We start from the raw sequence: 12,730 nt of genomic DNA, 5'->3' as shown, positions 1-12,730 counted from the left end.
TGATATAGGTAAGGTTACAATTTCCGAAAATATTTTAACCAAAAAAGGTGATTTAACAGAGGAGGAATGGCAGATAATAACAGAACATCCTGAAAGGGGCTATAAAATAGCTTCGGCAACCGAGGAGTTTGCACCAGTTGCCCAGGCAATCCTTTATCATCACGAATACTGGAACGGCAGCGGTTATCCAAAAGGTTTAAAAGGTGATGAAATACCTCTTTTATCAAGAATAATCTCCATCGTGGATGCCTACGATGTTATGACGGCGGGCAGGCCCTATAAGGATGCCATGAGCGAAGAGGAAGCTTTAGAAGAGATAGAAGAATGTGCAGGGGGGCAGTTTGACCCAGAATTGGCCGAGATATTTGTGGAGGTGATGAAAAATGCTGAGGGAAATAAATGAATTTTAGTTTGAAAGCTCCAGATTTATTTTGTGGTTTGCCCACAAAAAGGATAGAATTAGCTCTTTTTTCTTCAAAAGAGCAATATAAATTTGAGCACTTATCATCCTCAAAACAGGCATATTAAATTGCTATAATCATTGATATATCAGTGATTATGTGGTATGATATAATTAACTTATTGCTGATTCAGAAAGGATGATAACGTGTTTCAAACCAATGATACTCAACATATGTCTATTGATGATAGTTTTTAAAACCTGCCTGAGTATTTAAAAGAATATTTGCGTAAAAGCTGGGCTCATGAATTTCAAAATACAATTTTTCCTGACATCAATGAAGAACGTTTTGCCGTTCTTTACAGCGATAAGCCCTCCCGCCCCAATACACCTATCAATGTAATCATAGGAGGGCTGCTCATAAAAGAGCTTAATAATCTCACCGATGAAGAGCTTGTAGCTCAGATTCATTTTAATACAGAGTACCAATATGTTCTGTGACTTACCAGTTAAGAAAGGCCTGAAGTATCTGCCAATACTTTTGGAAATTTTAGGGGCCGAGTAACAGACTATTATGAAGAAACCGGTATTGATTTAATACAGGAGGAGATAGAATCCCTGGCTGATTTGATTACCGAAGAGCTAGAGATTGATGGTGAGATGGCCAGAGTTGACTCTTTCATGCTGGCTTCTTCCTGCAGAAAGCTTTCCCGAATTGAGCTGATTTACAGAGTAAACGAGCAGTTCATAAAAATTCTGGATGAAGATTATCAGGAATTAATTCCTGAACAATTTAAAGTTTATCTTACAGAAGATCATGAGAATGAAATTATTTACAGGACCAAAAATTCTGAAGCTGAGTCAAAGCTTAAAAAACTGCTCACTCAAAACAGAAAACTTTTCGAAATCGGGCGAAATGCCGGCAGCAAAGTTACAGACACAGAAGAATTTAAGCTTTTAAAAAGAATGTTAAAAGAGCAGACCAAAGACGATGATAATGGTCCTGACAATATTGAACCCAAAGATAATGAAAATATAGCTTCCGATAGCTTACAAAACCCCAGTGATCCCGATGCTACCTTTCGCATAAAGTATGAAGATAATGTGGGTTATGTGGCCAATGTGCTGGAACAATTTAATGAGACCTGCAGCGTGATCAAAAGTTATGATCTCAAACCCAATATATATTCCGATCAGAAATTTAGCCAGGATACTTTAGAAAAAATAGTTGAAGATGATAATATTGAAACTAATTATGATCCTGATTCACAGGATGATGATTCTAATTTTCTAAAGTTACTAATGGATGGAACCTATTATACTTTCGAGCTGGCTCAGAAAGCTTTAAACTTCGGCATCAAGTTCATACCCGGTGAGCTGACAGGAAAAAAGCCAGCCCAGGATAAAATGACATACTATGAAAATTTTACTCTCGATGAAGAGCGAGAAAATATATTAAGCTGTGCCGGTGGATATGAACCTGAATATCAGGAAAATCAGGATGATAAAACTAAATTTTATGCCATCTTTGCCCAAAAACCCTGGTTAAAAAATCTATAAACCTGGGAGCGGAGGATTATCTGGTCAAGCCCTTTGATAAAAAAGATATGTTAAGCAGGATTAATGAAATATTGGCCGATATAGGCAAAGATATTGAAACATCAGCGGAAAAAAGCACAGAAAAGTTGAATAAAAGTGGCAAGGATAAACTTAAAACAGCATTATCCATGGAAATTAATAGATCTATGAGGGCGGATCTGTCCTTTACATTGATGAAAATTTACCTTCCTCAGAACCTGGAACAGGAGGAGATGAGAAGTGTAAAAGATAATATAACTGGTAAAATCAGGAGTATAGACCAGATATACTTCCTGGCAGAAAATATCTATGCATTTTTGCTGCCGCTTACGGATTTAGAAGGCAGTGAAGTCTTTTTGGATAAAATGAAAACTATAGTTGAAGACAATACTTCTCTGGAAAAGGAAAGCGTTGAGCGGGAATTTATTATTTTCCCGCAAGATGTGGTGGAAGAGGACAATGCCAGCCCACAAAAACAAAGTGAATATAGAGAAAAAATGATAGAAAATATTGATCTGGAATAAAACTTCTACCAATCCAACTGATATCATGGGGGTATTAAATCATTGAATGATAAGCCACAGATAGGAGAGTTTTTTGATTCCTGGCCCTATATTGCTGCAATAATTGATAGGAAGGGTGATATTACTCAGGTTAATAAAGAATGGGAGAAAAATGCCGTTGAAAATGGATGCCTGCAGGACTGCGGAGCCGGGGTGAATTATCTAGAGGTTGCTTTAAATTCATCTGCGTCGCATAAAAAAGAAGCGCAGGCTGCTGCCGCGGGCATTAAAGCAGTTCTTTCAGGTGAAAGAGAGATTTTCAAGCAGAGATATTCATTTTGTCCTGAGCGAGGGGAAAAATGGTTTGAAATGAAGGTTAAACCATACCAGCAGGGTGCTTTAATAATCCATGAAGACATAACTGAGTATAAAAAGGAAGAGAAGAGATATGAACATCTTTATAAAGAGTATGAAACTGTATTTAACAATCTTCACAGCGGAGTAGCACTTATTAATGTAAAAGATGGGAATTTTTATTATGAAAGAGTAAATCCCTATCATCGTGAGATTGGTGGAGCAGAAATTGAAAATAAGATAAAAGGCAAAACTCCCGAAGAATTATTCAGGAAAGATATAGCAGATAAAACTATGGAATATTTGCGGAAGTGCAGAGAAACAAAGCAAAGTATTACCTACGAGACGCAGTTAAAATTACCCGCTGGCAATAAGCACTTATTGAGTAAACTTTCGCCTGTAATTATAGATGATAAGGTTGAAAAGATTGTGGGAATTTTTCAGGATATAACCACTCAAAAACGTCTGGAACAGGATTTAAAAAATATCAATAAAGAGTATGAAACCATACTGGATAATTCTCAAAGTGCAATTTTTCTGCTGAACGTAGAAAATGAAGAAAGAATAACATTACAGCGCCTGAATAAGACTGAAGAAAAATTAACCGGTCTGTCTACTGAGGAAGTAAAAGGAAAGACGCCCATAGAAGTTTTGGGAGAAGAAATAGGGAAAGAAGTGGAAGCTAATTATAGAGAATGTCTGGAAAAACGAGAAACCACCACATACGAAGAGGAGCTAAATTTACCGGCAGGAAAAAAGACGTGGCTGACCCGGCTTACACCTGTTATAGTGGAGGGTAAAGTTGAAAAAATAGTTGGTTCTTCTCTGGATATAACTGAATTAAAAGAAGAAAAGCAGTGGTCAGATGCTTTGTTTGAAGAGAGTACTTCTGCTATTGCTCTTCTTGATGAAAATGGAGAAGTGGTAAATATAAATGATAAATTTAGAAAAATATTCGGTTATAAGTTGTCGGAAATAAAAGATAAACAGCTGGATGATGTTTTGGAGAATACTAAAAAAGATAATGTCGACCGAGAAAAGACAAAAAAGGTATTAAAAGGAGAAAAATGTAAATTTGAAGCCCGGCGTTATGATAGAGATGGCAATCCCTACGAGTTTTTAATTAAAGGGATTCCCGTCAAGTTAGACGGAGAAGTCAAAGGCATATACGCCATTTTTGATGATATAACTGAGTCCAAACAGCAGAGGGAAAAACTGGAAGCGATCTATAATGCCAGTACTAATGTTGCTTTTGTAATCGTTGATCTGGATAAAGAACAGAGTGAGACCTCTATAAAGGATTTCAGTCCTGGAGCTGAAAATATTTTTGGCTATGATAGAAAAGAAGTGCTGGAGAAACCGGTTTCAATTCTGCATCCAAAGGAGACTGAAGATAAAATACCAAATATAATTAGCAAAATGAATAAAAAAGAAGACTGGAGAGATAAGTTAAAATTAAAAAGGAAAAATGACAAAAATTTTACTGCTATGCTCAATGTCCACCCCTTTACTGAAGTCTTAGATGATAATAAAGTTTTGGGAGTAGTCATAGATGTTAGTGAGCTGGAAAAAACCAGAAAGCAATTGGAATATACGAGTTATCATGATGAATTGACCGATCTTTATAATAGAAAGTTCATGAAAGAAAATATGAAAAGGTTGGATACTGAAAGACAGCTTCCTATAAGTCTCATTATGCTTGACGTTAATGGGCTTAAAATCATCAACGATACTTTTGGTCATGAAATGGGAGATAGATTGCTTAAGAAAACTTCGGAAATATTAAAAGATAGCATTCGACAGGAGGATATACTGGCTCGTTGGGCGGGCGATGAATTTTTAATACTGCTGCCTCAGACTACAAGTTCCGAGGCTGAAAAAATAATTGAGAGAGTTGAAAATAAATGTCAGCAAACTTACAGGCAAAACTGTGATAAAGCTTTAAAAGATGAGCCTCCGGTTTCTTTAGGCAAAGGTTTTGCCACTAAAACTGATCCAGGCCAGGACTTAGAAAAAAATTTAAAATTGGCGGACGAGCAAATGTATAAGGACAAAAGAAAAAATGGAATTACTGCCAAAAGAGAAATGATAAACTGTCTTCTGCATAGGTTATATAAAAGCAGCTGTGAAAATGAAAGTCATACATTAAGAATAACAAGACTTGCTTTAAAACTCGGGGAAAAATTAGGTCTTTCTGAGGGTAAGCTGAAAGATTTATCTTATTTGGGGAGTTTGCACGATATAGGGAAATTGACTGTTGATGAGGAAATCCTCCAAAAATCCGGGGCATTGTCTGAAAAAGAATGTAAGGATGTTAAGCGTCATTCTGCTAAAGGTGCTAAAGTAGTAGCTCCCGTGAAAGAACTCACTCATCTTTCAACTCTTATAGAATATCATCATGAGAGATGGGATGGAAAAGGATACCCAAGAGGTAAAGAAAAAACAAGTATTCCTCTATTGGCCCGAATTATTGCCATAGTTGATGCCTATGATGTAATGACCACCGGTAGACCTTACAAAGATTCTATAAGCAAAGAAGAAGCTTTAGAAGAAATAAAGGAATGTGCAGGTGAACAATTTGATCCGGAATTGGCAGGAAAATTTGTGGAGATGATGAAAGAAAAGTAAAAGTTTTAGCATTACTGCCTATTTTGGATTTAGAAGAAACAAATCAAGAAGGGGCAGAGAAGGAGACTTCTAGGTGAAATCTGAGATATTTTTAAGAGAAGAATAAGAATCTAAAGAAGTGACAATTGCTGATCCTGCTAAACAGGATATAAGTGATGAATTATTAAGCAAATGGCAGAATATAATAAATATAATAGCAGATCTTACTGGAGTGTCTGCAGGATTAATAATGAAAATAACTCCAGACTCAATGGAGGTGTTTTTAAAAAGTCAAAACAAAAATAATCCATATAAAGCTGGAGATAGTGAAACATTAGGTCATGGTCTTTATTGTGAAACAGTAATTTCCCAAAACAAAGAACTTTTCATTAAAAAAGCCTTAGAACATGAAGCCTGGCAGGATAATCCAGACATAGATTTGAATATGATCTCTTATTATGGATTACCTCTTAATTGGCCAGATGGAGAATCTTTTGGTACAATCTGCATTCTTGATAATGAAAGTATGGACTTAGATCAAAGCAGCAAAAAATTAATGAAAAAATTCAAAAATGTTATTGAAGATGATTTAGATTTTTTGAGCAAAAAAACAGGAGTTAAAAATAAAAAGCAAGGCGATTGAATTTCCATTTCTGGTATAGCTTTTTCAAATATGAAGGGGGAACACTTTTATGTTAATGATTCATTTTTAAAAATGACCGGGTATGATAAACCTGAAGAAATTTATGATACTACCTCTTTTGATCTAATTCCTGAAACAGAATTTGATAAAATCGAAAAAGCTATTGAAGTTACAAAAGAAAAAGGAGAATGGAAGGGCGAATCAAAAGCTATAAATAGAAGTGGTGAAGAAATTAATATTAAATTTTCAACAAACCTGATCAAAGATGATATTGGTCAGCCGATTTGTATGATGGCTTCATTTGAAGATATCACAGAAAGAAAGGAAAGAAAAAGAGATTGATAAAATACAATAAAAGAAGGGCAGCGAGATAAAATTCGCAGTTTGGTACAGTCTGCCTGAGAAAACTGCCTGTATTCAGAGATTTAAAGATTAAAACCAACCAGCCCAGGGGGAAGTATACCTAATTTGCCGGCAAAATGTTAAAACCTTCCATTAAATTGAAATGAAGTGCTAAAGATTGTCTAATGAATTAGAAACTTTACACTGAAAGCGGCGTCTTGTTTGTTTAAAAGAGTAAATTTTAACCTATCGAAAAAAGCCTATCGAAAAAAGCTCTTGACAGTTTTTCCTCTTATTAATATAATATAAAGGTGAAACTGGCAGTTTTATGGCTTTAAATTCATCAATATTTAACAAAGGCTGAGATGGGGAGAGTACAGCCGTGCAGGCTGGAAGACCACCCCGGAGCCGGGGAGGGAAAGCTATTTTTGCGAGTAATATCCTCCGGTAACCTCCGTTAAAGGTTTTTTTGAGAGGCTTCCTGCCAGATTTTATCAGGATATTAATCTGTAAACCTTATTTTATTATTTTATATAGAGCGGGAGCAATTAGAGTGGGACCGCGAACCCAGCCTGTTCGTCTCTAAACTCAAGAGGCGGGCAGGTTTTGTTTGTTTTGATCGATTTGAAAATTTATTCTGCAGATTCTGTTATGGCCTTTTTGTCTTAAAAAACAAATTCAAAACTTATTTGAGGAGGAGGTTTACCAGTGAAAGAAGTCATTTTGCCTGATGGATCAAAAATGGAAGCAGCCGATGAAAGTACAGTTTTGGATATCGCTTATGAGATCGGTCCCAATCTGGGCGATGATGCTGTGGCCGGCAGGGTAAACGGTGAAATGGTCGATGTTTATTATGACCCTTCTGAAGGTGATGAGGTTAGCATTATTACGATAGACAGCGAGGATGGAGTCGATATTTTGAGGCACACCGCATCTCATGTTATGGCGCATGCAGTCAAAAATCTCTATGATGATGTCAGTCTGGCTATCGGTCCTACCACGGATGATGGTTTTTACTATGATATCGACCTGGAAACAACTATATCCTCCGATGATTTTCCTGAGATAAAAGAGGAGATGAACAGGTTGATCGAGAAAGACATCAAGATTGAAAGAGAGGAAATTCCCAGAGAGGAAGCTCTGGAGATGATGCGGGAGAGAGGCGAGAACTACAAGATAGAGTTGATCGAAGAGCTCGATGACGATCGGATAAGTTTTTATCGTCAGGGCGACTTCCTGGATCTCTGCCAGGGGCCTCATCTTCCCAGCACCGGTATGGTCAAAGCTTTTGATCTGCTTTCGGTGGCCGGAGCTTACTGGCGGGGAGATGAAGACAACCCCATGCTGCAGAGAATTTATGGAACTGCCTTTGCTGCAGAGGAAGATCTGGATGATCACCTGGAGATGCTGGAAGAGGCCAAAAAGAGAGATCACCGCAAGCTGGGCAAAGAACTGGATTTGTTCAGTCTGCATGACGAGGGTAAAGGCTTTCCGTTCTTCCATCCCCGGGGCATGGTTATCTGGAATGAACTGCTCGACTTCTGGCGGGAGCAGCACCGCAGGTTTGGTTATAAAGAGGTTCAATCTCCAATTCTGCTGGATAGAAAGCTCTGGGAGCAGTCCGGGCACTGGGATCATTACAAGGATAACATGTATTTTACAGAAATAGATGAGAGCGACCATGCAGTCAAGCCCATGAACTGTCCGGGAGCTATCAAGATTTATAACAATAAGATGCACAGCTATCGCGACTTTCCTCTCAGACTGGGAGAGCTCGGCCTGGTACACCGCCACGAAAGATCCGGAACGCTTCATGGTCTTATGCGCGTCAGAGCTTTTACCCAGGATGATGCTCATATCTTCTGCCTGCCCTCCCAGATAGAGGATGAACTAAACGGCGTGATTGAACTGGTCGAGATACTTTACAGCGCTTTTGATTTTGATTATAACGTGGAGTTGAGCACCCAGCCCGATAAAGCTATGGGAGATGATGCACTTTGGGATAAAGCCACTGAAGCTCTGGAAAATGCCATCCTTGAAAATGATCTGGACTATGTCATCAATGAAGGTGATGGCGCTTTTTATGGCCCTAAAATAGATTTTAACCTGGAGGATTGTCTGGGCCGAACCTGGCAGTGCGGCACAATTCAGCTGGATTTTCAGATGCCCGAGCGGTTTGATCTGACCTATGTAGGAGAGGATGATGAGGAGCATCGACCGGTGATGATTCACAGGGCGATTTTCGGAAGCATAGAGAGATTTATAGGTATCCTGATAGAACATTATGGCGGTGCTTTTCCTACCTGGATTTCGCCTGTTCAGGTCAGAATCATACCGGTTTCCAGCGATCAGGAAAGCTACGCAGAAGGAATAAAAGGCAGTTTGATAGAGAAGGGTATTAGGGCTGAGCTCGATGCCAGAGATGAACAGGTTAGTTACAGGATTAGAGAAGCTCAGGTGGAGCAGGTCCCTTATATGTTGATAGTTGGTTCCCGCGAGGAAGAAGATGGTACGGTATCCGTAAGGCACCGGCGGGAAGGGGATCTGGGAGAAAAAGCTGTAGATAAATTCATAATGGATATCCTGTGGGAAATAGAGGAAAAAAGAAGTTGACTTATCAGGGCTCTTCTGATATTATACAACACGACAATAAAGAAGAGGCCCCTGCTTCTCACCAATGATAGGATCATTGGTTAATAATCTGCCGAAGCTGTCCGACTGATCGATTCGATGGATGGCAGTGGATGGATTATGGAAGCGGGCCTTCTATGGCCTGCTTTTTAATTTTTATCAGGAGGTGTATAAAATCGTAGAAGACCTGCGGGTCAATGACGAGATTCGCGCGAACAAAATTAGACTTGTGGATTCAGAAGGAGAGCAGATTGGCATAACAAACATCGAGAATGCTAGAGAAAAAGCTGAAGAAAAAGGTCTTGATCTGGTTGAGGTAGCTCCTCAAGCAGACCCACCTGTTTGCAAGCTGATGGATTATGGCAAATACAAGTACGAACAGGCTAAAAAAGAGAAGGAAGCTAAAAAGAATCAGAATGTGATGAACGTCAAGGAAGTGCAGATGGGTGTTAAGATCGATGATCATGATTTTAACGTCAAGCTCAAACAGGCTCGTCGTTTTCTGAATGATAAAGATAAGGTTAAAGTTAGGGTAAAATTTAGAGGCAGAGAATTGGTCCATAAAGAGCTCGGTTATGATCTGATGGACAGAATTAAAGAGGGAACTGAAGATCTGGGCTCTGTCGAAAGCGGACCTACCATGGAGGGCCGGGATATGTTTATGCACATAACCCCGGACAGCGATAAATAAAGCTGGAGGTGTAACTCATGCCAAAAATGAAGACTCATAAAGGTATCGCCAAGCGAATTAAAAAAACAGGTACGGGCAAGCTTATGTATAAAAAGGGCTTTATGAACCACAAACAGGTCAAGAAAAATTCTGCCCGCAAACGAAGGCTGAACAAAGAAAAAGAGCTGGAAAAGGCTCATGCTAAAGATTATAGAAAAATGATTCCCTATCAATAATGTGACAAATTAGCAGGCAAACAAATACACATTTTGCCGGGAGGCTGCTTTGTTTTATGCTTTGCTGCCCGGCAGGCTGCTGGAAAGGAGTGTGGAATCATGACCAGAGTAAAAAGGGGAAGCAAGGCCAGAAAGAGAAGAAAAAAAGTACTAAAAAATGCGAAAGGTTATTTCGGTTCAAAAAGCAAACTGTTCAAACCTGCCAAACAGCAGGTTATGAAGTCGCTCGAATATGCTTACAGGGATAGAAAAAATAAAAAGCGGGAATTTCGACGGCTGTGGATCACCAGGATAAATGCCGCTGCCCGCAATAACGGCCTTTCTTACAGCAGATTAATAAATGGCCTCAAGCAGGCCAATGTAGAACTCGACCGCAAAATAATGGCAGACTTAGCCGTCAACGATAAAGAGGCTTTTGCCAGACTTGTAGAACTGGCCAAAGAAGAGCTTGAAAACTGAAGATGAATCCATTTATATAGCATGCCCCGGCAGCAATGTTCCGGGGTTTTTGCTTTTTGTCAACCGGGAGGGATTATATGAAGGAAATAAACAGCAGACAGAATTCCCGGGTTAAGGAACTGGTAAAGCTGCAGAGCAAAAAATATCGCCGTCAAAAGCAGCAGTTTTTGCTGGAAGGCTTTAATTTGATCGAATCAGCTCTCAAAGCCGGGGCCAAAATAGAAGAAGTATATATAGACAAAAATCAGGAAATAGAGGATGAGCTTGATCGGATAAAGGAGCTTGTAGGGGAAGGAGTCGTATTTATAAATCTTGCCTCCGAATTGATGACCGAAGTCTCCACAACAGTAACTCCTCAGGGGATTGTAGCCGTGGCCAGAAGAAACACATCATCGCTGGAAAAGATTCTCAGCCTGGAAGGCCCTCTTTTGATGCTGGCCAAAATTCAGGATCCCGGCAATGCCGGCACTCTGATAAGAAGCGCCTCAGCTGCTGGAGTGAAAGGGATTGTAGCGTTAAAAGGTACTGTTGAGCTTTTTAATCCCAAAGTCATCAGATCCAGTATGGGAGGAATTTTTAAGCCGCGGGTCTGCCCTGATCTGGAGAGCGAAGAATTCATCAAAACTGTGCTGGATGTGGCCGAAGAGAGAAGAATGGTAATAACTTCACCTGATGCTGAAAATAATTACTTTGATATATCCCTGGGCGATGAGGATATTTTCGTGGTCGGCAATGAAAGCCGGGGTATTCCCGGTAAATTGAGGAGCATCAATCACATACCTGTAAGCATTCCTCTGCCGGGAGATTTGAATTCTCTAAATGCCGGGGTGGCTGGTTCGATTGTTATGTTTGATTGGGTGAGACAGAATTATTAAAATTTTTGCAGCGGCGGTTGTTTATTTCAGGGTCCTGTGATATAATTTAACAAAACAGATTGTATTTTAAATAATCCTGGGTAAAGGGTGTGATCAATTTGGATCTTTCCTCTTCTTTTTTCTGGCAGCTTTTTGAAAGAACCGGTTCGCTTTCAGCCTATCTGGCCTATAGGGAGATCTTTGACCGGGGTGCAGAAAATGAGAGTAAATTTTTGTTGAACAGCTGAATTTTTTGCTGAAAATCCCGGCGGCCTGGAGAAATATTTTTTAAAACTCTGGTCTCTCGTCCCTGTAGGACGGGGGATTTTTTTATTGAGACATCGTTTTTCTCGCGGATTATAGGATTCTTTATTAAAACTCGGGAGGTGTAGTATCTTTGGACGTCGATGAAACAATAGCTGAAATAGAGGAAAATTTTGAAAATGATTATAGAAGCGTTGATACGCTCGATGAACTGGAAGATGTGAAAGTTAAATATCTGGGCAAAGAGGGAGAGGTGGAGAAACTTTTTGGAATGATGGGCTCTATTCCGGACGAGAAAAGACCGATACTGGGCAAAGCGGCCAATGAGCTGAAGGAGGATATATCCTCCAGACTGAAAGAAAAAAGATCTGATCTGGAAAAGAAGTTAAAAGAACAAAAATTAAAAGAGGAAAGGTTAGATGTAACTCTGCCGGGGGCTGAGGTTGAGAAGGGCAGCCGCCATCCTATCGAGATAGTCAAAGAAGAGCTGGAAGATATCTTCATAGGTATGGGATTCAAAATTGCCGAAGGTCCTGAGGCTGAAGACGAATATCATAATTTTAAGGCTTTGAACATCCCCGAAGATCACCCCGCGCGTGACCTTCAGGATACTCTTTATATCGATGATGATCTGCTTTTGAGAACTCATACTTCTCCAGTCCAGATAAGAACCATGGAAGATACGGAACCACCTATCAGAATAATAGCCCCCGGGCGAGTATACAGAGCTGATGAGCTGGATGCCTCTCATTCGCCGGTTTTTCATCAGCTTGAGGGGCTGGTTGTCAACGAGAACATAACATTTGGAGATCTTAAAGGCACCATAAGGATAATGGTTGAGGAGATATACGGTCAAAAAAGAGATGTGAGATTTCGACCGAGTTATTTCCCCTTCACCGAGCCGAGTGCCGAAGTCGATGTGTCCTGTGGAGTGTGTGAAGGAGCTGGATGCAAGCTCTGTTCCAGGACCGGCTGGCTGGAGATAATGGGTTCCGGTATGGTACATCCTAAAGTTTTAGAAATATCGGGTATTGATCCCCATCATTTCAGCGGTTTTGCTTTCGGAATGGGTATTGATCGAATAGCTATGCTGAAATATGGAATCGAGGATATCAGGCTGCTCTTTGAAAACGATAGAAGATTTCTGCAGCAATTCAAATGATAAAATAATACATAATTCGCTGGAGGA

14 protein-coding genes are annotated in these 12,730 nt (G+C 39.6%); all 14 read left to right on the top strand.

What is annotated here, in order from left to right; all coding sequences use genetic code 11:
- Positions 1 to 403, top strand: a 403-nt coding sequence (locus BLT15_RS03500; RefSeq protein ID WP_143423005.1) for an HD-GYP domain-containing protein, incomplete at its 5' end; no start/stop codon positions are given.
- Positions 404 to 685: 282 nt separating this feature from the next.
- Positions 686 to 901 (top strand): transposase, encoded by a 216-nt coding sequence (locus BLT15_RS03495; RefSeq protein ID WP_159429798.1) that lies wholly within the window; start codon positions 686 to 688, stop codon positions 899 to 901.
- A gap of 126 nt (positions 902 to 1,027) precedes the next feature.
- The gene (locus BLT15_RS03490) at positions 1,028 to 1,960 is read left to right on the top strand and encodes a hypothetical protein (protein WP_089758699.1); all 933 of its coding nucleotides are present in this window, start codon (positions 1,028 to 1,030) and stop codon (positions 1,958 to 1,960) included.
- Between the two features lie 47 nt (positions 1,961 to 2,007).
- Entirely contained in the window at positions 2,008 to 2,502 is a 495-nt protein-coding gene (locus BLT15_RS03485; RefSeq protein WP_089758697.1) for a hypothetical protein, read from the top strand.
- A gap of 42 nt (positions 2,503 to 2,544) precedes the next feature.
- Positions 2,545 to 5,463, top strand: a complete 2,919-nt coding sequence (locus BLT15_RS03480) for a PAS domain S-box protein (protein ID WP_089758695.1) — start codon at positions 2,545 to 2,547, stop codon at positions 5,461 to 5,463.
- Positions 5,464 to 5,581: 118 nt separating this feature from the next.
- Entirely contained in the window at positions 5,582 to 6,085 is a 504-nt protein-coding gene (locus BLT15_RS03475) for a GAF domain-containing protein (RefSeq protein ID WP_089758693.1), read from the top strand.
- A complete protein-coding gene (locus BLT15_RS03470) occupies positions 6,086 to 6,427 on the top strand; it encodes a PAS domain-containing protein (protein ID WP_345788681.1) in 342 nt (113 codons plus the stop codon).
- Between the two features lie 708 nt (positions 6,428 to 7,135).
- Complete coding sequence (gene thrS / locus BLT15_RS03465) at positions 7,136 to 9,040, top strand: threonine--tRNA ligase (protein WP_268762222.1); 1,905 nt, start codon at positions 7,136 to 7,138, stop codon at positions 9,038 to 9,040.
- A gap of 121 nt (positions 9,041 to 9,161) precedes the next feature.
- On the top strand, positions 9,162 to 9,749 hold the full coding sequence (gene infC / locus BLT15_RS03460; protein WP_089758689.1) for a translation initiation factor IF-3: 588 nt from the start codon (positions 9,162 to 9,164) through the stop codon (positions 9,747 to 9,749).
- 17 nt (positions 9,750 to 9,766) lie between these two features.
- On the top strand, positions 9,767 to 9,964 hold the full coding sequence (rpmI, locus tag BLT15_RS03455; RefSeq protein WP_089758688.1) for a 50S ribosomal protein L35: 198 nt from the start codon (positions 9,767 to 9,769) through the stop codon (positions 9,962 to 9,964).
- A 99-nt stretch (positions 9,965 to 10,063) separates the two neighbouring features.
- Positions 10,064 to 10,423 (top strand): 50S ribosomal protein L20, encoded by a 360-nt coding sequence (gene rplT / locus BLT15_RS03450; protein WP_089758686.1) that lies wholly within the window; start codon positions 10,064 to 10,066, stop codon positions 10,421 to 10,423.
- Positions 10,424 to 10,500: 77 nt separating this feature from the next.
- Positions 10,501 to 11,298: a TrmH family RNA methyltransferase gene (locus BLT15_RS03445; protein ID WP_159429797.1), complete on the top strand. Its 798-nt coding sequence runs from the start codon at positions 10,501 to 10,503 to the stop codon at positions 11,296 to 11,298.
- A gap of 89 nt (positions 11,299 to 11,387) precedes the next feature.
- Entirely contained in the window at positions 11,388 to 11,525 is a 138-nt protein-coding gene (locus BLT15_RS13190; protein ID WP_159429796.1) for a hypothetical protein, read from the top strand.
- Positions 11,526 to 11,674: 149 nt separating this feature from the next.
- On the top strand, positions 11,675 to 12,703 hold the full coding sequence (gene pheS, locus BLT15_RS03440) for a phenylalanine--tRNA ligase subunit alpha (protein WP_089758682.1): 1,029 nt from the start codon (positions 11,675 to 11,677) through the stop codon (positions 12,701 to 12,703).
- Positions 12,704 to 12,730: the final 27 nt, after the last annotated feature.

The organism is Halarsenatibacter silvermanii (assembly GCF_900103135.1).
Taxonomy (GTDB): Bacteria; Bacillota; Halanaerobiia; order Halanaerobiales; family Halarsenatibacteraceae; genus Halarsenatibacter; species Halarsenatibacter silvermanii.
Note: the sequence above shows the minus strand (reverse complement) of the source record. Positions and strands in the feature narration are given on the sequence as shown.

What these genes read in the sequence shown, in the direction of transcription:
- BLT15_RS03485 (WP_089758697.1), top strand. Translation starts at nt 2,008, where the DNA reads ATGTTAAGCAGGATTAATGAAATATTGGCCGATATAGGCAAAGATATT.
- rpmI (WP_089758688.1), top strand. Translation starts at nt 9,767, where the DNA reads ATGCCAAAAATGAAGACTCATAAAGGTATCGCCAAGCGAATTAAAAAA.
- rplT (WP_089758686.1), top strand. Translation starts at nt 10,064, where the DNA reads ATGACCAGAGTAAAAAGGGGAAGCAAGGCCAGAAAGAGAAGAAAAAAA.
- BLT15_RS03445 (WP_159429797.1), top strand. Translation starts at nt 10,501, where the DNA reads ATGAAGGAAATAAACAGCAGACAGAATTCCCGGGTTAAGGAACTGGTA.
- infC (WP_089758689.1), top strand. Translation starts at nt 9,162, where the DNA reads ATGGCAGTGGATGGATTATGGAAGCGGGCCTTCTATGGCCTGCTTTTT.